18 protein-coding genes are annotated in these 23,780 nt (G+C 66.4%); 8 read left to right on the forward strand and 10 right to left on the reverse strand.

Features of this window, described 5'->3' with window-relative positions; genetic code table 11:
• Positions 1–101: 101 nt before the first annotated feature.
• Positions 102–3,659 (reverse strand): ABC transporter ATP-binding protein, encoded by a 3,558-nt coding sequence (locus CJEDD_RS05100; protein ID WP_232297666.1) that lies wholly within the window; start codon positions 3,657–3,659, stop codon positions 102–104.
• Between the two features lie 76 nt (positions 3,660–3,735).
• Positions 3,736–4,599, reverse strand: coding sequence for a hypothetical protein (locus CJEDD_RS05105; protein ID WP_074432484.1), 864 nt, complete (start codon positions 4,597–4,599; stop codon positions 3,736–3,738).
• Positions 4,600–4,648: 49 nt separating this feature from the next.
• Here CJEDD_RS05105 and CJEDD_RS05110 point away from each other — a divergent pair, with 49 nt between their 5' ends.
• The 3 genes from CJEDD_RS05110 (at position 4,649) to CJEDD_RS05120 (ending at position 9,241) form a co-directional block, all read left to right on the forward strand.
• Positions 4,649–6,184, forward strand: coding sequence for a carboxylesterase/lipase family protein (locus CJEDD_RS05110; protein ID WP_042405658.1), 1,536 nt, complete (start codon positions 4,649–4,651; stop codon positions 6,182–6,184).
• 172 nt (positions 6,185–6,356) lie between these two features.
• Positions 6,357–7,298: a hypothetical protein gene (locus tag CJEDD_RS05115; protein ID WP_042405660.1), complete on the forward strand. Its 942-nt coding sequence runs from the start codon at positions 6,357–6,359 to the stop codon at positions 7,296–7,298.
• Between the two features lie 431 nt (positions 7,299–7,729).
• On the forward strand, positions 7,730–9,241 hold the full coding sequence (locus CJEDD_RS05120) for an IS3 family transposase (RefSeq protein ID WP_198132963.1): 1,512 nt from the start codon (positions 7,730–7,732) through the stop codon (positions 9,239–9,241).
• Between the two features lie 357 nt (positions 9,242–9,598).
• Here the strand turns inward: CJEDD_RS05120 and CJEDD_RS05125 are convergent, their stop codons facing one another.
• Positions 9,599–10,141: a hypothetical protein gene (locus CJEDD_RS05125; protein ID WP_232297667.1), complete on the reverse strand. Its 543-nt coding sequence runs from the start codon at positions 10,139–10,141 to the stop codon at positions 9,599–9,601.
• Positions 10,142–10,240: 99 nt separating this feature from the next.
• Here CJEDD_RS05125 and CJEDD_RS05130 point away from each other — a divergent pair, with 99 nt between their 5' ends.
• The 5 genes from CJEDD_RS05130 to CJEDD_RS05150 all read left to right on the forward strand — a co-directional run bounded on the left by CJEDD_RS05130 (position 10,241) and on the right by CJEDD_RS05150 (position 15,225).
• Positions 10,241–11,446, forward strand: coding sequence for an MFS transporter (locus tag CJEDD_RS05130; protein WP_042405664.1), 1,206 nt, complete (start codon positions 10,241–10,243; stop codon positions 11,444–11,446).
• Positions 11,443–12,438, forward strand: a complete 996-nt coding sequence (locus CJEDD_RS05135) for a nucleoside hydrolase (protein ID WP_042405666.1) — start codon at positions 11,443–11,445, stop codon at positions 12,436–12,438. The genes CJEDD_RS05130 and CJEDD_RS05135 overlap by 4 nt, the downstream gene beginning before the upstream one ends.
• 91 nt (positions 12,439–12,529) lie before the next feature.
• Positions 12,530–13,378 (forward strand): ECF transporter S component, encoded by an 849-nt coding sequence (locus CJEDD_RS05140; RefSeq protein WP_232297668.1) that lies wholly within the window; start codon positions 12,530–12,532, stop codon positions 13,376–13,378.
• On the forward strand, positions 13,379–14,056 hold the full coding sequence (locus CJEDD_RS05145; RefSeq protein ID WP_042405669.1) for an energy-coupling factor transporter transmembrane component T family protein: 678 nt from the start codon (positions 13,379–13,381) through the stop codon (positions 14,054–14,056).
• The gene (locus tag CJEDD_RS05150) at positions 14,047–15,225 is read left to right on the forward strand and encodes an ATP-binding cassette domain-containing protein (RefSeq protein ID WP_273657650.1); all 1,179 of its coding nucleotides are present in this window, start codon (positions 14,047–14,049) and stop codon (positions 15,223–15,225) included. Before CJEDD_RS05145 ends, CJEDD_RS05150 begins: the two co-directional genes overlap by 10 nt.
• Here the strand turns inward: CJEDD_RS05150 and CJEDD_RS05155 are convergent.
• The 7 genes from CJEDD_RS05155 to CJEDD_RS05185 all read right to left on the reverse strand — a co-directional run bounded on the left by CJEDD_RS05155 (position 15,222) and on the right by CJEDD_RS05185 (position 23,760).
• Positions 15,222–16,772: an HNH endonuclease signature motif containing protein gene (locus CJEDD_RS05155; RefSeq protein ID WP_052333888.1), complete on the reverse strand. Its 1,551-nt coding sequence runs from the start codon at positions 16,770–16,772 to the stop codon at positions 15,222–15,224. The genes CJEDD_RS05150 and CJEDD_RS05155 overlap by 4 nt on opposite strands.
• A 156-nt stretch (positions 16,773–16,928) precedes the next feature.
• On the reverse strand, positions 16,929–17,435 hold the full coding sequence (locus CJEDD_RS05160; RefSeq protein ID WP_273657651.1) for an excalibur calcium-binding domain-containing protein: 507 nt from the start codon (positions 17,433–17,435) through the stop codon (positions 16,929–16,931).
• A 128-nt stretch (positions 17,436–17,563) separates the two neighbouring features.
• Complete coding sequence (locus CJEDD_RS05165; protein WP_042408363.1) at positions 17,564–18,094, reverse strand: hypothetical protein; 531 nt, start codon at positions 18,092–18,094, stop codon at positions 17,564–17,566.
• 46 nt (positions 18,095–18,140) lie between these two features.
• Positions 18,141–19,208: a ParA family protein gene (locus CJEDD_RS05170; RefSeq protein ID WP_042408367.1), complete on the reverse strand. Its 1,068-nt coding sequence runs from the start codon at positions 19,206–19,208 to the stop codon at positions 18,141–18,143.
• A 53-nt stretch (positions 19,209–19,261) separates the two neighbouring features.
• Positions 19,262–22,381 (reverse strand): DUF3427 domain-containing protein, encoded by a 3,120-nt coding sequence (locus CJEDD_RS05175; protein ID WP_042408360.1) that lies wholly within the window; start codon positions 22,379–22,381, stop codon positions 19,262–19,264.
• 2 nt (positions 22,382–22,383) lie between these two features.
• Positions 22,384–22,779: a (deoxy)nucleoside triphosphate pyrophosphohydrolase gene (locus tag CJEDD_RS05180; RefSeq protein ID WP_042408357.1), complete on the reverse strand. Its 396-nt coding sequence runs from the start codon at positions 22,777–22,779 to the stop codon at positions 22,384–22,386.
• 18 nt (positions 22,780–22,797) lie between these two features.
• On the reverse strand, positions 22,798–23,760 hold the full coding sequence (locus tag CJEDD_RS05185; protein ID WP_042408354.1) for an L-lactate dehydrogenase: 963 nt from the start codon (positions 23,758–23,760) through the stop codon (positions 22,798–22,800).
• Positions 23,761–23,780 lie beyond the last annotated feature (20 nt).

Here is a 23,780-nt window from a genome sequence, read left to right on the forward strand (position 1 = left end):
TTCGTTGTTTCGCGGAACGTTTCTTTGACTGTAATCGTCCGCGCTGGTAGTGCGCGAACTTGGGTTGTTCGCGTCCACGCCATCCCCCCGATTCACCCCCGTTAGCGGTTAACGGCCCACATATGGGCGTACCTTCCGCCGGCGGCGAGGAGGGACTCGTGGCAGCCGTCCTCAATGATACGTCCTCGGTCGATGACGAGGATTCGGTCGGCCCGCGCCGCCGTGGCCAGGCGGTGGGCCACCACTATCGACGTCCGCCCGGCCGCCGCCCGCTCTGAGGCGTCGAGCACGGCCCGCTCGGTGGCGGGGTCGAGGGTGGCCGTCGCTTCGTCGAGCAGCAGCACGCTCGGGTTGAGCATCTCCGCGCGGGCGAGCGCGATGATCTGGCGCTGCCCGGAGCTAAGGCCGCGGCCGCGCTCGCCGACGCGGGCGTTGAAGCCGCCGGGGATGGTCGCGATGACGCCGAGGGCCCCGATGCGCGCCACGGCCGTCTCGATCTCCGCGTCGGAGGCGCCGGGCACGCCGTACGCGATGTTGTCGGCGACGGTGCCGGGGAAGAGGTAGGACTCCTGCGGCACCTGCGCGAGCGCGCGGCGCCACGCGGGCAGCGGGAACTCGGCGATGTTCGTGCCCGAGGCGCGCACCGTGCCCGCGGTCGGGTCGTAGAAGCGGGCGAGCAGCTTCACGACGGTCGACTTGCCCGCCCCCGTCGGGCCGACGAGCGCGACGGCCGTGCCCGGCGCGATGGCGAGGTCCATGCCGTCGACGACGGGCTGGTCGGGGGTGTAGCCGAAGGAGACGTCGTCAAGCGAAAGCTCCCCGGCGGCCGCCTCGCGCGCGCCCGGCCGGGTGCCGGTGTCGGGGACGGTGGTGGTCTCGTTGAGCAGCTCGCGGATGCGGTCGAAGCTGACGGTGGCCTGCTGCCAGGAGTCGAAGATCTGGCCGAGCTGCTGGATCGGGCCGTAGAGCTGGCCGAGGTACATCGTGAACGCGACGAGCACGCCGACGGAGAGCGTGCCGTCCGCGACGCGGCCCGCGCCGACGCCGACGATCGCGGCCGTCATCGCCTGGGAGACGAATTGCATGCCGGGGAAGTACAGGCCGACGAGCCGCACGGAGCGCATGCGCAGGCGGCGGTACTCGTCGCTCACGGCGGCGAAGCGGGACTCGAAGTGGCCCTCGGCGCGGTGCGTCTGCGTGATACGGATGCCGCCGATGAGCTCGGCGAACTCCCCGTTGACCGCGGAGATCTGGGCGCGGGCCTGGGCGTAGTAGCGCTTGGAGAAGTGCCGGAACGCCCACGTCGCCGCGACGATGACGGGCACCGCCGCGAGCGCGACGAGGGTGAGCTCGCCGTCGGTAGCCACGAGCATGACCGTCACGCCGGCAAGCGAACCGACGGCGACGATCGCCTGCGCGAGCCCGGTCTGCAGGAAGCTAGAGAGGGTGTCGATGTCGGTGGTCATGCGCGTCATGATCTTGCCGGACAGGCGCGACTCGAAGTAGCTCAGGCCGAGCTGCTGCAGGTGCGCGTAGCTGCGCAGCCGCAGGCCGTAGAGGAGGCGCTCGCCGGAGCGCGAGGACAGGACGGTCATCGCGGCCGACGACGCCCACGCGACGAGGACCACGCCGAGCGCGATGAGCCCGGTGCGCACGAGGCTCGCGCGGTCGGCGGGCGCGATGCCGCGGTCGACGGCGGCGCGCACGAGCGTGGGGAAGGCGAGGTCCGCGACGACGCCGACGATGAGCAGCGCGACCGTGCCGGCGATGAGCCAGCGCACCGCCCGGAACAAATCGCGCACGCGGAACTCGCTCGAGGGGGTGCGAAGCCGCGCGAGCGTGGCCGCGTCGAGCCCCGGTTCCTCGCGCGCTTCTGGCAGCCGCTCCACCCGCGCGAGGAGCTCGGGGGTGGCGTTGACGGTGGAGGCGCGGCCCGAGGTGGGCACGATGACGCGCTCGCGCTCCGGCTCGGCGACGCTCGGCCACAGCTCGCCGGCCGCCGGCGCGGGCAGCGCCGCGGGCTCGTCGGGCGACATGAGCGCGCGGTACTCGGCGCGCTCCACGACCTCGGCGGTGGGCCCTTGCGTGACGACGCGACCTCCGGCCACCACCGCGACCCGGTCCGCGTGGTCGACCGTGGACTGCCGGTGCGCGACGGTGAGCACCGCCACGTCGCCGAGGGCGTCGCGCAGGTTGGCCAGGATGCGGGCCTCGGTGACGGCGTCGATGGCGCTGGTCGCGTCGTCAAGCACGAGCACCTCGGGCGAGGCCATGAGCGCGCGGGCGAGCGCGATGCGCTGTCGCTGCCCGCCGGAGAGCGTGAGCCCGCGCTCGCCGACCTGGGTGTCGTAGCCGTCGGGGAGGCGCTCGATGAACTCGTCCGCGCAGGCGAGGCGCGCCGCCTCACGCACCGCGGCGTCGAGCTCGGCGGGCGGCAGGGCGGCGCCCATCGCGATGTTGTCGCGCACGGAGGAGGAGAAGAGGAACGCGTCGTCGAAGACGCACACGACGTGCGGGCGGAGGGCGTGGGGGTCGCTGGCGCCGTCGAGAAGCGAGACGCTCCCGGAATCCGGCTGGTAGAAGCCCCCAGCGAGCTGGACAGCCATGGTCTTGCCCGCGCCGGGCGCCCCGACGAGCGCGACCGTCTCGCCGGGGCGGACGTTGAGCGTGAAGCCGTCGAGGACCTGGTGGCCGCCGGTGGCGAAGCGGACGTCGTCGAAGCGCAGGCCGGCGGGGTTGGCGGGCTCGGGTTCGCGGGCCGGCTCTCGGTCTGGCGCTCGGTCTGGCGCTCGGTCTGGCTCTGGGGCGAGCGCGAGCACCTCGTCGAGCCGGTCGAACGAGCTCATGCCCATCTGCAGCCGCACGTACTGGTTGGTGAGCATCGCCATCGTCGACGTCATCGAGGTGAGGTACGCCGTGAACGCGACGAACTGGCCTATGGAGATGCGCCCGTCGATGGCGAGGATGCCGCCGGCGACGATGGTGACCACGAGCGCGACCTTCGGCAGCTGCGAGAGCACCGGCTGGAAGCGGGCGGTGAGCTTCGCGGCGCGCATCTTCACCGCGTAGAGGCGGCGCCCGAGCTCGTCGAGGCGGTCGATCTCGCGAGCCTCCTGGCCGAACGCCTTGACCACCCGGACGCCGGAGACGGTCTGCTCGACGTGCTCGGCGAGCTCCGCGGTGGCGTGCTGGTTCACCCATGTGGCGGCGTAGAGCGTCTTTCGCGAGCGGTTCGCCTCGATGAGGATGAGCGGCAGCAGCGCGAGCGACATGGCGGTGAGCGAGACGTCCATGCGCAGCATGACCACGAGCGTCGCCGCGAGCTGCACGACGCGGGTGCACAGCATGGGCAAATTCGCCAGTACCATGTGGTACTGGTTCAGGTCCGAGATCGAGCGCGAGACGATCTGGCCGGTGACGATCGTGTCCTGCCCAGGCCCGTCGAGCCGGTGCAGCGTGCGCAGGATCTCGGTGCGAAGCCAGTGCTGCGAGGTGGTGGCCAGGCGGCCCGAGGTGGTGCGGCGGACGAAGCTGAGCAGGTAGGTGGCTCCCGCAGCGGCGACCATCGCCCACGCCACCTTGGCGACGGATCCTTCGGCCTGCCCCGTCGCAATGTCGATCGCGCGGCCGGTGAGCGCCGGCACCGCGACCTGGAACAACGCCGCGAGCGCCGCGGCCGCAAACGCGGCGGCCGCGGGGCCGCGGTTGGCGGCGAGCGAGCGTGTGAGGAGGTTGTTAATCGCGCTGGCCGTCCTTGAACAGGTGCAGGATCCACGCCGCGAACTCCTTCGGGTTCAGGCTCAGGCCCTTGGCGTCGTCGTCAATGTCCTGCTCCTCCTTTTCCGGGAGGGGCGTGGCGAACCCGGCCGGCACCGCGCCGAGCGCGTCGTGCTCGTTCTCGATGACGCCGTCGGCGAGCTTGCGGTTCGCCGTCGTGCCCGCGATCGCGCCGATGCCCAGCGGCATGAGCTTGCCCAGCCACGCGCGGCGCATCTGCTTGTTCAGCGAGCGCATCGCCATGCGCTCGAGCACGTTGTTCGTCTGGGTGAGCGTCGGCCCGGAGAACTTCGCCAGGGTGGACTTGCCGGGGATGGTGGTGGCGTCGTCGCCCAGGATGGCGTCGACAATCGCGATGCCCTTCGACCCCATGAGCAGCGTGAGCACGATCGCGCGGCGGCGCTCCGGGTCGTCGATGTCCACGCCGCGCAGGTACGCGGAGGCGACGGCGTAGAACGCGGCGAGGTCGAGGAAGAGCACCGACTCGCCGGCGACCGCGGCCGCGCCGGTGACCAGGCCGATGCCGGGTACCGCCGCCGTCGCGCCCACACCCGCGCCGGTGCCGCTGACCGTGTTCTTCAGGTGCTTGTCCATCGTCTTTTGGATCTCGGCCGGGCTCGCGTCCGGGTTCTGGCGGCGCAGCCAGTCCACGTACGCGCGGATCGAGGAGGTCTGCAGGTGCACCGCCTTGTCCACGGCGTTGATAAACGCGCGCCCGAGCGGGCCGGCGTCCTTCTCCAGCTGGGCGGGGTCGGCCTTGGTGGCGTCGTCAATCTCGCGGCGGATGTCCACCTCGGTGGAGGGCTTCTTGTGTCCGAACATGGTGGGAAGCTTAGTTCGACACCGCGCGAAAGCGTCTACCCTGGGTCCCATGACTGCTGCCCAGCGTCCGGTCGCCGCCACCGCGGCGGGTGCGGTGTGCGGGGTGGTCGACGAGCGCACCGGCATGCGCACTTTCCGCGGCGTGCCCTACGGCGCCTCCACCGCCGGGCCGCGCCGCTTCCGCGCGCCCCAGCCTGTGGAGCGGTGGCGCGGGCTTTACGACGCCTCCGTGTTCGCCGCCCCCGCCATGCAAGGCACATTCGGCTGGCGCGACACCGTGCTGGGCACCGAGGACTGCCTCACCCTCGACATCGTGCGCCCGGACACCGACGAGGAACTGCCCGTGGTGGTGTACTTCCACGGCGGCACCTTCGTCACCGGCGCCAGCCACGAGCAGGTGCTCCAGGGCCACTACCTCGCCGCGGCGACGGACGTCGTCTACGTCTCCGTGAACTTCCGCCTCGGCGTGCTGGGCTACCTCGACTTCCGCTCGGTGGGCGGCGACTGCGTGGCCACACCCGCGCTGCTCGACCAGATCCTCGCGCTTGAGTGGGTGCGCGACAACATCGCCGGCTTCGGCGGCGACCCGGACGCGGTGACCATCATGGGCGAATCCGCGGGCGGCGCCGCCGTGATCCACCTCATGTGCGCCCCCGGCGCGCGCGGGCTGTTCCACCGCGCCATCGCCCAGTCCCCGCCGCCGGCGAGCGTGCACTCGCGCCTCCAGGCGACCATGTGGGTGCGCGAGCTGCTGAACAAGATGGGCCTGCCCCGCACCACCACTATCGACGAGCTCCGCGACACCGACGCCGAAGAGCTCGTGCGCGCCGGGCAGTCGATGCTGCTCAACGGCAAGCAGCTCGTCCAGCTCAACTCGAGCTTCATGCCGACAGTCGACGGCACCACGCTCACCGAGCACCCCATCGACACGTTCCAGTCGGGCGAGGAGGCCGCCGTGCCGCTCATCGTGGGCACGAACTCCGACGAGGCGAGCTTTGCCAAGGCGATGTACCAGACCGCGAAGTCCCGCCGCCGCGCCGCGCTGCGCGCCCTCGAGGCGTTCGACCCGAACCACGCCCAGGCGGTACTGCGCGCGTACGGCGACGTCGGCGAGCGCGCCGACTACGCCGACCTCATCGCCGACGCGGTGTTCTGGGCACCCACCGTCATGGTGGCCACGGCGCACCGGCAGAAGGCGAGCACCTGGATGTACCGCTTCGAGTACGCGTCCGCCGCGATGCGCATGATCGGCCTCGGCGCGATGCACACCGCGGACCTGCCGGCCGTCTTCGGCGAGCCCAATTCCACGAAGGCGTCGAAGTTCGATCGCTTCGGTCCGAGGGCCCCGCTCGAGGACGTCAGCCGCGTCATGCAGTACCACTGGGGGCGGTTCTTCCACACGGGTGCGCCGGGGGAGGAGTGGCCGATCTACGGGTTCCGCAGCGACGACGCCCCGGGCCGCGCTACCGCGGTCTTCGACGACGGAATGCGCGTCGAGTACGACCCGAAGGCGCCGCAGCGCCGCGCCTGGGAGTCCTTCGACATGCGCGAGTGGGGCAATCACCGGCAGGACATGCTGGGCTGAAGCGTGCTGGGCATCGTCGTGGCATCGTCGTGGGCATCGTCGTGGGCATCGTGCTGGGCCAAATCCTGCGCGCCGGGCAGGGTTCGTCGCTAGGCTTGGCCCGGGCCCTCCGAATGGCCTGAACCTGCCCCCAACCTGTCCCAGACGGTGCAACGCGGAAGGAACACCTGACATGAGCTTTTTCGAGGACATTGCGGCTTCCCTCGACCGCGATGGCATTGAGTCCCGCGTCGGCGGCGACACCCTGTTCGTGCCCATGACCGCCGCGCTGGAGCTCCAGTTGGTGGAGATCGACCCGCACCTGCCGGCCGCCAACGTCTACATCGCCGCCGCAGATGTGGCGGAGGACGACGACGACTTCGAGGCCGTACTGGTCGCCGTGGTGTTCTCCGTGGAGGACGCCGTGGCCGCCGTCGCCGAGCACATGGCCACCGACCAGGTGATCACCGTCCTCCGTGACCTGCTCGAAGGCACCGACGAGCGCATCGGCGACCTGGAGTTCTTCCACGACCACCTCAACCCGAACCAGGTGCGCGCGGAGGTCGGCGACAATGCGGAGCTGCAGGTTGTCGTGGAGGCCGTCGACGGCGTGCCACGGGCCAAGGTGACGTTCGTGGCGCTGCCCGAGGACTACGACGACGTTCTCGACGACGCCGAGGGCGAGCTCTGGGAGTCCGACGGGGACGCCGAGCTCTCCGAGGAGGATCGCGCCCGCCTCTTCGACGTCATCCACGACGAGGCCGTCGCCGACGCTGAGCGCCTCGAGCTGGGCAGCTTCACCGACTTCGACCGCCTCTTCGACGTGCTCTCGCTCGCCGCGGACCAGGCCGAGGACTGGGAGGCGCAGCTCGTGCCCGTCGACGACGACTTCGACGAGCCGGATGTCTACGACCTTTTCGGCCAGGACGATGCTGGGGATGTGGACCTCGACGACGAAGAGCTCGACGACGAAGAGCTCGACGATGCCGCGGATGTGGACCTCGACGACGACGCGCTCTTCGACGACGACGACCTCGACGACCTCGACAGCCTCGACGATGAAGACGCGGACGAGGATGACGCAGACGAGGACAACGAGTCCAACGAGAACTCGGCCGAGCACGACCGCCACTAGGGGGAGGTGTCGAAAGGGATTGAGGACAATATTGTCCTCAATCCCTCGAGAGCACCCCGTCAACTGGCTCGTCTTCCGGGGTCCGGAGAGCTCCGAGGCCCGGAAGCGAGAGAATCCAGCTACAAAGACCCAGCTAATCGCGATTTGGGACCGCGGACAAAAGTTTGGAGTGTTGGGGGCGGGAAGGTATTCCGATGCCCGCAGGGTTTCCAGTTGATGTCCGCAAGGGTGCGGTTGAGAGGTTTTTAGGTGGTATGCCTGCCCGGGAGGTGTGTGATTGGGCGTTGGGTCAGTGTGGCCGCCGCCCGTCGGAGCACACGATTTCGAAGTGGGTTGCTGCCACCAGGCGGGGTTGTAGTTTGGATGGGCGCCGTGGTGGTCACAGTGCTGACACGATCGCTGGTGTGGTGGCGCGCAGGTTGACCTCGTCGATGCCGTTGCTTGAGATCGCTGCGGAGTTCGGGGTCAGTGAAACAGTGCCGATTGTGTGGGTGCGGCGGTATTTCCCCGATAAGGATGAGCAAGACCATGTGGCGTCGTTGGGCTTTGATGCGGTCTATGAGGCGACAATGAAGCGTGTGAGTAAAGACCGCAAAGCAAAACGCGCCACAGAGCAGCAACGTATCGATACCAACCGTGATCAGCCCCGCCCGCCTCGTCCAGTGGATTCGTGGCTTCCTGGGCCGGGGCCGGTGAAAGATATTGATGCGCTGCCTGATGATGTTGCAGCGCTCAAGCAGCTGCTGGTGCAGCAGCGTGAGCGTGATGCGGTCAAAGACGCCATCATCGAAGTGCTCATGGGTGGCGGTGACACGCCGGGAAAAGACGACGTCCGTGATGGTGTGTTGACGACTGCGGCGAAGGCCGCTGTTGTTGGTGCCCTCACGGAGGTCCACGGTTTTTCCATTGCCCGGGCGTGCGCGTTGATCGGGATTGCCACGTCGACGTTTTACTATCATCGCGGCAAGCACGCGGTCACGGTGCAGGACCGTGCACGCCGCCGCGACGAGCTGAAGGTGCTGATCTTGCAGGCGGTCGAGCAATCCCGGCGAAGTTACGGCTACCGGCGCATCCACGCCTGGTTACAGGCGATGGGTCATACGGTGTCGGAAAAGATCGTGCGCAACTTGATGGCAGAGCTTGGGTGCCGCCCACCGGCGAAGCAATCGACGAAGTACTCCTCATACACCGGGGAAACCGACCACACACCACAAAACTTGCTGCTTATCACCCCTACACGCAACAGCAACAGCAACGGTAATGGCGCCGAGGGTGATGCCGAGGGTGGTGTTGATGGTGGCGGGATGCCTCAGGTGGCGTTGTCGCAGTACTTCACCGAGCACGCCGCGGCACAGGGGCTCACCCACGACTTCCACGCGGATGCGCCGTGGGAGAAAATCGGCACGGATGTGACCGAAATTCACTGCGCGGACGGGAAGTTGTTTCTTTCAGCAGCGATCGACTTCTACGACGGGATGCCCATCGCGGTGACGATGTCGACCTCGCCAGATCACGACCTTGTTGCCGAGATGATCGCACGCATCGACGAGTGCAAACCCGAAGGGGTAACACCAATCATCCACTCCGATCGGGGTGGGCTCTACCGCAGTCCACGCTGGGTGAGCATGATCACCCACCACGCCCACGACAACCTGGCATGTTCTGTGTGCCAGCAGGAACTGTTCTGCCCCAGCCGGTGGCGCTACATCCCGTCGCTTTCACGCAAAGGCAACAGTGGTGACAACGCCCGGGTGGAAGGGTTTTTCGGGACGATGAAGCAAGAAATACTCCACGGCCGACCCGAGGTGAAAACCATGACCGTGGCGCAGATGCGCGACTATATTGATTCCTACATCGACTTCTACATCAACACACGATTGAAGTCGACACTCGGCGAGGGCTACACCACCATCGCCGAGCACCGCAAGGCACTGAGTGCATAACAACGAGACAAAGTCCCCCAAAACGCACTCCAACAAAAAGACCGCATCCCCTTTATCGGCGAAAAGCTAGAACTTAGTAGCTGGATTTGGCCCGGAGGAGGCTCGAGGTGGCCCAGCGCCGGCGCGCCGAGTTAATGCCCCGAGAGCACCCCATCAACTGGCTCGTCTTCCGGGGCCCGGAGAGCACCGAGGCCCGAAAATGAGAGAATCCAGCTACAAAGACCCAGCTAATCGCGATTTTTCGGCGAAAAGCTGGATCTAGGTAGCTGGATTTAGCTGTGTGGCGGCGCGGAACCGGCCCGAGGCGGGCTGAGGCGGCGCGGAACCGGCCCGCGGCGGGCTGTGGAGGCGCGGGCACTACGCCGCGCTGAGCCCTTCGAACATCGAGGACGGCGAGGCGATGGGGGAGAACGCCCCGTCCACGAGCCAGACGTACGTCACGGCGCGGGCGGCGGGGAGCTCGTGGACGGCGTGCGCTCCGTCTTCGGGGACGAGGGCGCGCACCCAGGCTTCGGAGAGTGCAGTGTCCACGGGCACCCCGGCGGTGTCCGCGACGCGCAGCTCGATGAGGTAGGCGGGCACCTGGGTCTCGCCGAACCCCTGGATGCGCGCGCGGGCGCGTGGGCCGACGCGCCGGCGCGTCACGGCGAGGGAGAGCTGGGGGCCGTTGCCCATCCGGGGCAGGGTGATCACGGGTGGTCGCCACGCCGCCGTCGGGCGAGACAGTGAGCGCGGGTGGTGTATGACGGCGTGAACGGTGTCGATCGTTTCCGGGTGCGCGGCGCGGATCTCGGCGGCAAGGGAGGCGGGGGAGATGTCGGCAAAAGAGTCGGGGGCGACGGCATCGGCGAACGAATCGGAGCGGAACATGGACTTGGTGTGCTTCGGAGTGAACTTCATGGCGCACACACTACGAACGGCGCCCGACACCACCTACGCGCCGAACGAACGGACGTTCGATAAATGGAGAGGAAAAGCCACTGTGTACCCTGGCCCCCGATGGAAAACGCAGCACAACAACGCACAGCACCGGAACCAACCCCCACGATCCCCCGCACGATCTGGGTGCTCGTCGGCGCCGCGTTCCTCATCGCCCTGGGCTACGGGCTCATCGCCCCGGTGCTGCCGCAGTTCGCGGGCAGTTTCGGCGTCTCCATGGCCGCCGCGGGCGCCGTGGTCTCCGTGTTCGCGCTCGCGCGGTTGTTGGGCGCGCCGGGCGCTGGCGTGCTCGTCGATAAGCTTGGGTCCCGTCCGATCTACCTCACCGGCCTGAGTGTCGTGGCGGCCTCGACGTTCGTCGTCGCGTTCGCCCAGGCTTACTGGCAAATCCTCGCGCTGCGCTTCCTCGCGGGCTTCGGCTCGACGATGTTCACGCTCTCCGCGCAGGCGCTCATCGTGCGGGTGACGCACCCGAGCATCCGCGGCCGCGCGAACGCGCTGTACGCCTCGGCCTTCCTGGTGGGCAACGTCGTCGGACCCATCGTCGGCGCGGCGCTGTCGTTTCTCGGGTTCCGCGCCCCGTTCGCCATCTACGGCGCGGTGGTGGCGCTGGCGGCGCTGGCCGTCGCGAGGCTGACGCACCCGAAGCCCGGCGCGCACCCTGTGCCCACGCGAAAGCCACCGATGCCCCTGCGCCAGGCGTGGAGTGTGCCCACATACAAGGGCCTGCTCGCCGCGGCGTTCACCAACGGCTTCGTCAACATGGGCGCGCGGGTGGCGGTGCTGCCGCTGTTCGCGGCGTCCGTCTTCGAGCGCGGCGGGGCGGCGGCTGGGCTCGCGCTCACCGCGTTCGCGTTCGGCATGGCCGTCACGCTGCAGTTTTCCGGCCGCCTCGCCGACCGGATCGGGCGCCGCCCGCTCATCGCCGCTGGCCTCGCCGCCGCGGGCGTGTTCACGGGGCTGCTCGGCACCGCCACGAGCTTCTGGCCGCTCATCGCGCTCTCCGCGTGTGCGGGCGTCGGCGGCGGGTTGATGAGTCCGGCGGTGCAGGCGAGCCTCGCGGACATCATCGGCAACGACCGCTCGGGCGGTAAGGTGCTCTCCACGTTCCAAATGACGCAGGACGCCGGCCAGATCCTCGCGCCGATCGTCCTCGGCGCCGTCGCCGAGGCCGCGGGCTTCCGGGCTGCGTTCGGCGTCTGCGGGGGCCTGTGCGCCGCCGCCCTCATCGTCTGGCTCGTCGCCGGAAAGGAAACCAAACAGTGAGAGTCATCCTGGACTGCGACCCCGGCATCGACGACACCTACGCCATCATCTGGCTCACCGCCGCGGCCCATGCGGGCCTGCTCGAGCTCGATTGCTTGACGACGACCTCCGGCAACACCCACGCCGAACAATGCGCACGCAACGCCGCGTGGGTGCTGTCCCTGTGCGGCCTACCGATCGTGCCTGTGGCCGCAGGCTGCCCCGAGCCGCTGGTGTGCGAGCTGACCACCACACCGGAAACGCACGGCGAAACCGGCCTCGGCTACGCCACCGCTCCCGAGCGGGAGGTGGCGCGCGACTGGGACACGCTGTGGTGTGACGCCATCGAACGCGGCACCGACGACCTGTACTTGGTGGTCACGGGGCCGATGACCAACCTCGCAGCCTTCGCCGAGGCGCACCCGGAGCACTACGCGGAGTTGAAGCACATCACCGTGATGGGTGGGGCGGTGAACTACCCCGGGAACACGACGCCGAGCGCCGAGTGGAATTTCTGGGTGGACCCGCACGCCGCCGCCGAGGTGTTCGCCACGACACCGGTGCCGATCACGCTGTGTTCCCTGGGAGTGACGGAGCGGATGCTGCTCACGCCGGAGCGGCTGGAGCGATGTGTCGGGGCGTTGGGGCCCTTGGGCGTCGCTAAGCAATTGCCCGAAATCACGCGCTTCTACTTCGAGTTCCACGAGGAGGTGGGGGAGGGCTACCGCGCGCAAATCCATGACCTGCTCGCGGTGCTCATTGGGCTCGGGTTTGTGGAGCACTCGGGGCGCGTGACCACGGTGGACGTGGAGGCGGACTCGCCGCTGATGCGGGGCACCTCGGTGGCGGACCTGCGCGGGATATGGGGGCGTGAACCCAACGCGCGCCTGGTCACCGAGGCGGACGTGGAGGCGGCGTGGGGCTGGTTCGACTGGGCCTGCGAGGTGCACGCGAAGGTGGCCGCGGGCGACGCTGAGCTCACCCAGCTGCGGCACCGGCGCGCGGAGGACTAGCTGCTAGAATGCCCAACCGTTAGCCCCGGGCCGAGGTGACATAGGCGCGCGGGCGCGGTTGTCTTCCCCTTGAAAACGCTTGGAGCAAAACATGTCACACACCCCGAACCCACCCCAGGGCGGCCTCGACGCCCGCCCCGGTGCGGGCCGTACCGTCGCGCAGTGGACCCCGGCACGCCGCGCCCTCGTGGCCGCCGGCGCCGCCATCATCGCCCTGACCTGGCTCTACCTCGTGCTGGCGCGCCCGACCGACTGGGAGAACGTCACGGGATCCACCTCGGGCGTGATAACGCTGGTCGGCTACGGCCTGGGCACGATCCTGCTTCTGGTGGCCACGGTGCCGGTGCTGCCGGCGCGCACGCTGGGGTTGATACCGATCGCGATGATCATCAACTCTGTGGTGGGCGAGATCGTCGGCTCGATCGGCATCCCCCTGTACTTGGACTCGATCGGCACCGTGCTGGTGGCGGCGCTGGCGGGCCCGGTCGCCGGCATGACCACGGGCGCGCTGAACAACGTGGTGTGGGGCCTGCTCAACCCGGCGGCGTTGCCGTTCGCGGCTGGTGCTGCGCTGATCGGGTACCTCTCCGGCGAGTTCATCCACCGCTTCAAGGCCTTCAAGAACATCGGCCTGGTCGTGCTGTACGGCATCATCTTGGGGCTCTTGGGCGGCGCGGTGGCGGCGCCGGTGGCCGCATTCGTCTACGGCGGCACGGCGGGCGTGGGCACTGGTGCGCTGGTGTCGCTGTTCCGCGAGATGGGCAACTCCCTGCTGCAGGCGGTGACCTTCCAGGCGTTCATCTCGGACCCGTTGGACAAGGTCATCGTGATGCTGATCGCGTACGCGGTGGTCAAGGCGCTGCCGCGGCGCACGGTGGACGCGTTCGCCCCCGCGGCGGGCCCGGGTGCTGATGGCGCCTCGGTGGCTGCCAACAAGTAGGTGCATCCGTTCACAGCGCTCGCCGTCGGGTTCTCCGGCTGGATCCTTGTCATGGGGATCAACCGGCCGTGGGTCTCGGCGGCGGTTATCGCCCTGGCGCTTGCGGCGGGTACGGCGAGGGTGCGAAACGCCTCGCTCGTGGCCGCGGTGGGGGCGCTCGCCCTGCCCGTGGCGCTGTCGATGCTGCTCATCCACGCCCCGTACGGTGCCGCTCGCATCGCGCCGCTGCTGACTGCCGACGGCCTCGCGGTCGCCGGCATGCTCACGCTGCGCTTCGTGGCGCTGATCTCGTCCCTGCTGGCGGCGGGCACCTTCTTCACGGTCGCCGACCTTGCCAAGGCTCTGCAGGCGGTGCCGGGCGGCAACCGCATGTCCTACCTCGCGGGTTCCACGCTGCAGCTATTCCCGCAGGGCGGCCAGCGGGTGCGGGTGGTGCGCGACGCGAACGCGCTGCTGGGGCGCGCGGTGACGGTGAAAACGATCGCGCCGCACCTGATCATGCCGGTGCTCACGGAGCTGCTCACCACCGGTGCGGCCCGCGGCCAGGCGCTCGAGACCGCGGGCTACGACCTCGAAGGCCCCCGCACCGTGCTGCGGCCTGTTCCTGATTCCCCCTGGCAGAGGGCGGTTCGTTGGGGATTCCCATTGTTGTGCCTGGGGGTGGCGGTATGGATCTGAGCGTGCTTTCCGGGGCCCTCGAGCGGCACCGGATGGTGCAGGTGGTGGCCGATTCCGGTGCCGGGCTGACGACCATCGCCCGGCAGGTGCACGCCGACTGGCCGGGCGCCGCGGTGGTGCAGCAGGACCCCGTCGCGCACATCACGTACTTGCGCGAGACGGTTGTGGAGGAGGTCGCCATAGGCCTGGAGCAGCGTGGTGTCCCGCGGCCGGAGATGGAGCAACGCTGCGCCCGCGTGTTGGCGGCGGCCGGCTTGTCCGATCTTGCGGAGCGCCACCCCGCGCGACTCTCGGGCGGGCAGACGCGGCGCCTGGCCATCGCCTGCGTCGCAGTGCTCGAGCCGCGCATCCTGCTTCTCGACGACCCCCTCGCCGGCCTCGACCCCCACTCCGCCACCCAGGTGGTAAGCCTCCTGGCGGGGCTGCCCTCGCGAGTGGTGCTGTTGGGCAACCGGCCGCGCGAGCTCGATTCGGCCTTTCTCACGATCCGCGGTGGGGTGCTCGTGGACGGTCTTCCGGAGCCGCACGCCCCAAGCTTGCCACCGCGCCTAGCGCTGGATGGGCCGCCTTTGGGCCCGCCGCTTCAGCTGGGGGAGGTATGTGCTACCCGCGGGGGACGCACGCGCAGGTGGTGGCAGTTCCGGGCACGCACCGAACCGGAGTTCACGGCGGGACCGGTCCGCCTGGAGCCGCGGCCGGGCGGTGTGCTGTGGCTGCGTGGCGCGAACGGTGCCGGGAAGACGACCCTGCTGCGTGCGATGGCGGGTCTGGACGGCAACGCCGGACTCGAGAGCTCCCGCGGCGTCGCGGTTTCGTTGGCGCTGCAGCGCGCCGCAGACCAGGTCGCCGAATCCACGGTGGGGGACTTCGTTGCGGAACCGGAGGCTGTGGAGGCGCTGGGCCTCGACCCGGAGATGCACCCGTTCGACCTGCCGGCGGCTGGGTTGCGGCTTGCCCAGCTTGCTCAGGTCTTCGGGCAGGGCAGGCCGCTCGTGCTTCTCGATGAGCCCGACGTCGGCCTCGACGCACCTGCCCGCGATCGGGCGCACGCGATCATCGCATCCGGTGTGTCGCGCGGTCAAGCGGTGGTGCTGACCTGCCACGACGAGACGTTCGCGTCGGAGGTGGGGGAGTACGCCCCGGTCAGTGAGGTATGGCTGAAGGGTTAGGGCCGCATGGGGGTGCGGTGGTTGGGCCTGGTGGGTGGGCGGTGTGGTGGCGGACTGGTGGGCCTGGCGGGGTGCATCTGTGGCGGCGCCGCGTTTTGGGCACGCTTCGCCCTGAGACGGTTGACGGCGGAGTGCATGGCGGGGTCTGTGGTGTTGATGTGACGGGTGCCGTCGGCTTTGACCAAGGTGGCGGTGCCAGTATCCGGGTCATAGTCCATGTAACCCTTGTTAAAGGACCCGTCGCGGTGGTCGTTGTTACACCTGTGGTGCGTGGGACACAGACCGGTGAGGTTGGTGATGTCGGTGGTGCCGTAGCGCAGCCAGGAGATGATGTGGTGGGCTTCGCACTCGCTCATCGCGGTGGTGCATCCGGCCCAGGAACACACGCCCTGGATGGCGAACATCGCGATGCGCTGACCCACCGACGCGAGGCGCTTCGACCGGCCCAGGTGCAGCGGCACCCCGGTAAGCCCGTCGACGGTGAGCAGGAAATCGCTCGTGCCGTCCATACCTAGGCGCACCAGGTCGAAGGGGTTGAGGTCGACTCCGACGTTGGTGTGGAACAAGGTGCTGGCATCAGCCTGCGCGAGATCATCCAAGGTGATTGCGACCACGACTGATGCGGCACCACCGTTACGCGACTGCTCGGTGTGCTCGTACTGGCGCAGGATGGATGCGAACTGGTCGTAGCGGCGCTGGCCTTTGCTGCGCGTATCCCGGTCGCTTTGATGCTCGGGTGGGATGTTGGAGTTCGGGACGAGACCCTTATCGGTGTGCGCCTTGAACAGGGCGTAGTCGCCGGGAGTCAAAGTCAGCCGCACGTCGTATGTGCCGTCGGCGTTCTCCTTGCCTTGCGAGACGTCGCGCTTTTCAAATCCGGCGTTGGGGTCCTTTTTGGCGTGGGGCTTGTTGGCGGCATCGACAAGCCGCTTGACGTACGCGCGCAAATCTTTCTCCCCGCGGTACTTCGCCTCCTCCATCGCGCGGGAGTAGATGCGCATGCGCTCGCCTTCGGCCGCCTTCAGCAGCTTGTCCAGTTCGCGACGGATGATGTCCTGTTTGGCGGCCGGGATGTCGTCGGCACGCTTGCGTGCGTCCTCCTGGTCGCGGCGGCGCTGCTCCGCTTCCTCTTCGGCGGCGCGGCGAGCGGCGTCCTCGGCGGCGGCGCGGTCCTCGTCGGTGGTGTCGGACGAGTCGCTTCCGAAGAGGTCCAAAAACTCCTCGACGTCCGGCTCGGGCGGTGGGGGCGGGGTGAACATCGCCTTCGCGCGAGCGAGACGGTTGTACGCCTCACCTTTAGAAAGCCCGAGTTTTTCCATCAGGTACGCGTCCGGGTAGTTTGCACCGACGAGTCGGCCCGCGTCCGCGAGCACACACGCTTGCGCGAACGACGCGTCGATATACGCCTTTTTGTCCATAGCCCGTTCAAGGCGAGCAACATCACCGGCGATCGATGAGAAGGGGAGGGCCGAGGGGTCGTCGAAAAGCGAACGCAGCTTTGTGAAACCCTCAACGATTTGGTCCACGACCTGGGCGATCTCGCTCACGGCACCCTCCCTTCCATCCGATTAACGGGGTGTTGAAAAGCAATCTATCAACACCCTCCGACACGACTTGGAAGAGATCGAACAAACGAGCGAATTAGGGGCGAGTATATCGCTTCTCGACGGCCTACGGTGCCCAATTCGAAGGGATAATTGGGCCTACTTCGGGCGCTTTTCGCAGCCTACACCGTCTCCATCCCGGTCGAGGTGGGAACCGTAACCCGGCTCGCCACGGCGAATCGGGCGACCGAGGTCATTCCAAACCGCACGGCAGTTCGGGTAGGATTTCGCCGGAGTGGGCGCGGGGGCTGGCTGCGGGGCGGGAGCCGGTTTGGGGGCCGGGGCAGGAGCCGGCGCTGGAGCAGGGGCCGGGGCAGGGGCCGGGGCAAGTTCGGGCGCGGGGGCGGGTGCTGGTGCCGGAGCGGGGTGGCACGGAATCAATTGGGGGGCTGGGTTGGGGATGATGCCTTGCTGCATCGCCCAGCATGCTGCGCCTGCGCCTGCGGCGAGAACTGCAAGGGTGCCGACTATTCCTCCAATAATGGGCCCAGCCTTAGACTCAGTGGTGGTTGGGGCGGCGGGGGCAGCGACGGCTGTGCTCGGTGCGACCGCCGGGCTGACAGCGATTGACAATGCGACTACCAGTGAAACAACAGGTTTTCTCATAGCGGGATTATCGCACTTTCTGGGGAGGCGAGTTCCCGATTCGGAGAAATTCCCAGCGTCCTGCCGATCCGCATCCGCACGGCCCAAATCCGATAGACAACTCCGGGTCTTTATATTCTTTATACTCTTTATATTTGCCCTCTAAGCTGCATATTTAAGGAATGTATCCTTCCCTCACCCTCCAGCGTCGAGAGCAGCTCCGCCACATCAGAGTCTCGTTTCGCAAGTTCCCGTTTCAAATGGGGGAGGCAGAGGTGAAGTATCTGGATGTTGGGGTTCTCGTACGCAAGCAGCGCGAGGCGGGCAACGGAAGGTTCCTCCGTCACTACCCATGAGCGAATACTCGGATCCGAGCCTTCGAGGAGATTCAGGAAGCCGCTCGGAGCGTTTCCGTCGCAATCAATGCGCGGCAAACACGAGGCAACAGCTACCTGGCGGTGGGAGCTTCGATCGATAGCCACCAAGTCAGGTGACAACACGATCCTCTGAGGGAGGGACCCATTCCCTTTGACTGCCCCGCCTATGCGCAATCTCGCGGAGTACGTTTCGTCGCCGTCGTCCACTTCTTCAATACGAATAACTGGCAGCATCGCCTCAATTTTGGCCTTGACGTGGGCGCGAAAATCAAGGTGCAAGTGGCAGTCATAATCCCTGCTCATTTCGACCTCCTCAAACGTTCGAGGACCGAAGTTAGCCGGCTGAAACCTACACTGCAGCGCTCCCGAACAACCGGTCGTGGACCGCATCTGACACCGCCTTGATTTGGCCCGCGTAATTGTCGCGTTGCGTGCCCTGGGACCCCTTAATCCCATCGCCGTACGCGAGCTCCGCGATGGGCGCGTGCACGTCCTGGGCGGTGGCGGGCATCGAGTACATGTGGGGCTCGTGCCCGAGCAGGTACTCATCTTCGCGTTGGCTCAGGGCGCGCCCGATGCGCCGGGCTTCGTCGGCAAACTTGCCTCGGAAGCGCTCGAACGCGCCGACGAGCTGGTCTTGGCCGTTCGCCTTCTTTTTCACGTACTCGAGCGTGGTGTAGCCGAGGTACTGCACCTGGCCGCCGCCGTGGCCGGGGATGCGCAGGTTGCGGGCCTTCTTTTCAAAACTTGAGGAGAAGGATTTCCACGCTTCCACGTTGGCTTCCGCCATCTCGGAATATTCGGTGACCCACATGTCGAACCAACGGGCGAGGTTGCCAAACGCGTGGTAGCTGAACAGGTCGGTGGCGGTCGGGGTGACAAAGGCGTCGCAACCCAGCAGTACGGTTCGGTTGAACGGGCCGAGGCTGGGCCCGACGTCGAACATGATGATGTCGTAGCGGTCTGCGTCCTCCATCGCCGTGATCAGCTGGCCCGCCCAATGCACGCGCCGAAAGGACGCGGTTTCGCGGCTCAGCGCCGTCTGCCAGGCAGACGACATCACATCCTCAATTTGGCTTAACGACGGATGCCCTGCCATCACATCCACCTGAAAACGCTCCGACCTAAACACCGGGATGTCGGCATCGATCTCCGGTTCGCCCTCCCGAAGCGGGATGAAGAGGCCGTAGACCGTCTTGGACAACGACTGGCGGAGGGCAACCTCTGGGTCGGGCACGCCGTCGTAAATCTCTTTCGTCTGCATCTCGTTGAGCAGCAGCTGGGTGGCGTTGCACTGTGGGTCGCAGTCCACGTACAGCACGCGGTACCCCTTAAGCGCCAGGTTGTACGCCACGTTGGTGGAAAGGGTCGTCTTACCGACACCGCCCTTGTTGTTGAAGAAGCTCAGGGTCTTGATGCCGGTCACGTTTCCTCCGTTGGTTGTGGGACCTGAAAATCGTAACCCACTGCCTACACCACCGCGCGGCCCTGCTCATACAGATGCGCGGGCATGGGGCGGGTGAGACGCCACTCGAAGCGGATGGGCTTTTCGCCCTTGTGGCTGACGTGGGTGACGTCTCCAAGCAGCGTAAAGGCATTTGCTACCCCGATCGAGTTCTGCCGGGTGTTGCGCACGCACAGGTAAATGGAATGGCCCGTTTCGCTGTGGTGGATGTAGCGCTGTCCGTCCTTAGATGACAACGTCGTAGTGGATTGCGACTCCCACTGGAACAGGTCGCGAGAGATCGGGTAGTCGGCGTACCTCGTGGTCTCCGAGAAGTCGTCCTCGTTTTTCACCAGCGTCACAAAGAACAGATCGACGCCGGCTTCTTTGGCGTGGTACACCCCTTCTCGTGGAAGGTGAAGCAGCTTCGGCAGAGGTGCCTCTCGTAGCGCCGCGGTGAGCTCTGCCGTGGAGTAATCGGCGTGCGTGAACAGCACGCCAGCGCCCGGTCCAGCGATCGGCTGTGGGGCAATTCGTGCCTGGTCCAGCCGGTATCTGATCACCTGCTCAAGCTCGGACACAAAGGCTGGGGCACTGCGAAGGATGCCCAGCGCCTCTTCGAACGATTTCGGTGCGGCGACTCCGGGCTGGTTCGCCCAAACGGAAGTCACCAGCATCCGGGTAAACACCTGGTCTAACTCGGGCATCGCATCGTATGAAGCGCCCTCTGGGGACAAAATTCGCAGGTAAGCCTCCGCGCGCATCGGATCGTTGATGTGGAGCATGGATCGCACCCGGCCCAGAAGGAAGTCCTCATTGGGATCCGAAGACTGCGGCAACAGACTTTGGCTCCGGAGTAGACGGGTCCATCCACCATCCTTCTTGTTCCGGTAGAGATCTTCGAGCGCCAGCCCGGTATTCGACAGGAACGCAGAAAGGTCGGTGGTGGATTCTTGCTGCACAAGTGCGCGGATCTTCACAATCGAATTGCCTGCGACCCGCTTCACATTCCTCAGCACCCTTTCCTGGGTAACTCGGTCGAGTTGAATGTGGGTACCGCCGGGCAGCGTCGGAAAGCCTCGCTCAATTTCCTTCTCTAGCTTTTTGCCGCGCTTGCCCGTTAAGGCGGCGTAGCGGCGCTCAAAGTCGAACTCGGCACGCTGCTCACCGATGAAGTCCAGCACGGTACACACCTTGCCCGGGATCTTGCGCAGGCCCCGGCCCAATTGCTGCAGGAAGATGATCGGGCTTTCCGTCGGGCGCAGCAGCAGGAGCGTGTTCAGGTCAGGGATGTCCACGCCCTCGTTGAACAGGTCGACAGTGAACAGCACCTTGAGCTCGCCAGCCCGCAAACGTTGAATCGCAGCATCGCGTTCGAAAGGAACGGTCCGCGAAGTGATCGCTGCGGCGGGTACGCCAAAGTAGGAAAACCGGTCTGCCATGTACTGCGCGTGTTGGATACTCACGCAAAAGCCCAACGCCTTAAGGCCATCAAGGTCGAACACGCGCTTTTGCAGCTCGTTGAGAATCAGCTTCACCCGCGAATCGCCGAGTCGGGCGTAGAAGTCACTGAGTGCCTCGATGTCGTAGGCCCGACTCGTCCGCGACCATTTCACGCTGCGCAGGTCCGTCTCGTCATTGAGCCCGTAGTAATGCATCGGGGCGACGAGACCTAGCTGCAGTGCATCCCATAGTCGCAGTTCGTACGCCACGCGGTAGTCGAAGAAGCGCTGCACGTTGACCCCGTCGCTGCGCTCCGGCGTAGCTGTGAGCCCAAGCAGTTCCTTGGGTCGGAGGTAATCCAGCACCTTCTTATACGTCGATGCCTCAGCGTGGTGAAACTCATCGATGACGACGAACTCAAAGCGGTCGGGCGCGAAGTCGTCGAGACGCTTGTGCAGCGTCTGAATCGTGGCAAAAACGTGTGTTCCCTCGCGGGGCGTATGCGTACCGTCGAGCAGTTCCCCGAAGTTCGGGTCCCGCAGCACCTCGCGGTACGTCCGCATCGCCTGTCGGAGCAGCTCCCGCTGATGTGCAACGAAGAGCAGGGGCATTTTGCTTGCCGACGACTCCGTCACCGCCGCATAGTCCAGCGCGGCCACCACGGTTTTTCCTGTGCCGGTCGCGGCGACGAGGAGGTTTCGGTGGCGGTCGTGAACCTCGCGCTCCACGCGAAGTGCTTCGAGCATCGCCTCCTGGTAGGGGAAGGGGCGGACTTCCAGTCCAGATAATTCGATCTGACCAGTGCCGTCTCCGAATTTCTCTCGGCGCAGCGCGTCCGCCAGTCGCGAGTGGTCGTCGCGTGGAATGTAGTTGACGTAGTGGGCGTCGTTCCAATACGTCTCAAAAACGGCCTCAAACTTGTCCAGGATGTCTGGTGTAGAGGTGCGGGAGGCTCGTACGTTCCACTCGACGCCGTCGATAAGTGCAGAGTTCGAGAGGTTTGAGCTACCGATGTAGGCGGTGTCAAACCCCGAGTTGCGGCGGAAGAGCCACGCCTTGGCGTGAAGCCGGGTGTCGCGCGATTCGAAGCCGATCTTGACCTGGGCACCAAACTCATCGACCAACCTATTGATGGCGTGGATGTCCGACGCCCCGCAGTATGTCGAGGTGATCACGCGCAACGGAATCTGGTGATCGCGGAGAAACTCCAGCTGGTCGCGGATGACGGCGATGCCGGAGTTTTTGATGAATGCGCATAGTAAATCAACGCTGTCCGCCGTCTGAATCTCGCGCTTGATCTCGGCCGCCATACTGAGGTCACTGCTCGCGTTGGTCAGTAGCGATGCACCCGTTGGGGGAGTTGGGGAGAGAGCGGGGGCGGCGCCAAGCGTCTCCTCGTAAACGGCATGAAGCAGCGCCTCTGAATCGATCGCATCGTCCGGGTCGATGAGCACTGCCAGCGAGTTAATCAACTCCACCCGCTCGGCCGGATCTGAGGTCCGGATGAGCTTTTGAGCGAGGTGTCCACCAATGGTTCTGGTGATGGCGTCGGTGTAGCGAGCCACGTGGTCGGAGGAAACGCTGGTGATCGCACTGCGTGCAAAGGGATTGGCACCCTCGGTGGCAACGACGCGTTCGGCGACCCGTTTCGTCACCGGGGTTTCGTAGACGCCGAATGGAAGTGCAGCGTCTTCTCTGGACACGACTACCCGAACCTTTCTTGCAGCAGTTCGACCGCAGGCACATCGGCCGGCGCCCAATCCAACTCAGTCAGCCGCGCCACTGGAACCCATCGTGCCTCGCTGTGCTCGGTGAGTTCAGGCTCCCTGACCTCGATTTCGCAGATGTACGTCGCCAAAATCACCACACCGAAGTCGTATTGGTGGCGGGTGGTGACAAGATGGTCGCCCACCTGGGCTTCGATACGCAGCTCCTCGCGCAGCTCTCGCTCAAGTGCCTCCTGCGGGGTCTCGCCCGGCTCGATTTTTCCGCCGGGAAACTCCCACATCCCAGCCATCGCTTTGCCGGGGCCGCGCCGGGCGGCGAAGACGTTGCCGTCACGGAGAAACACGGCTCCCACCACATCGATCTGCTTGAGCATGCGGCTTATCGTATCCGCCTACCCCAGCTCCAACTGCCCGATCACCTTGTGCAGCGTCTCCGCCGACGCGTCGAACTTGGCGTATTCGTCCTCGTCCAGGCGCAGCTCCACCACGTTGCGCACGCCGTCGCGGTTGAGCACCGTGGGCGTGCCGATGTAGAGGTCGCGGTGGGCGTACTCGCCCTCCAAAAGCGCGGAGACGGGCAGGACCACGTCCTCGTTGCGCAGGATCGCGCGGGTGATGCGGGCGAGCGCGTTACCCACGCCGAACGACGTGTTGCCCTTGCGTTTGATGATCTCGTAGGCGGCGTCGCGGGTGCGCACGAACATCTCATCGATGTCGTCGTAAATCTTGGGGTTCGTCTCAGCCTCGGTTTCCAGCAGCGCTCGCAGTGGCACGCCGCCGACGGAGCCAGAGGAGAGCACCGGCAGTTCGCTGTCGCCGTGCTCGCCAATGATGTAGGTGTGCACCGCGGACGGGGAAATGTCGAAGTACTTGCCCAGGTTGTGGCGCCAGCGCGCGGTGTCAAGCACGGTGCCCGAGCCGATGACCTGGTTGGACGGCAGGCCGGTCTGCTTCCAGGTGACGTAGGAGAGCACGTCCACCGGGTTAGTGGCCACCACGTAGATGCCGTTGAAGCCGTTGGCCATGACCTCGCGGTTGATGCTCTCGAAGATCTTCACGTTGCGGGCAACCAGGTCCATGCGGCTCTCGCCCTCGCGCTGGGCCACGCCCGCGCAGTTGACCACCATTGCGGCGTCGCGGCAGTCCTCGTAGGTGCCGGGGCAGACCTCCATGTGGTAGCCGGAGAACGGGATGGCGTGGCTTAAGTCCTCCGTCTGGGCCCACACCTTCTCTTCGTCGAGGTCGATGATGGCCAGCTCGTCCGACAAGCCCTGGTTAAGAAGTGCGTACGCGTACGCCAAACCGACGTAGCCGGCACCGATGAGCACTACTTTGTTGCCCTGCGTGACAGTCATGCGCCTAAGCATTCCAAACT

Origin of the sequence: Corynebacterium jeddahense, from assembly GCF_028609865.1 — a bacterium.
Taxonomy (GTDB): Bacteria; Actinomycetota; Actinomycetes; order Mycobacteriales; family Mycobacteriaceae; genus Corynebacterium; species Corynebacterium jeddahense.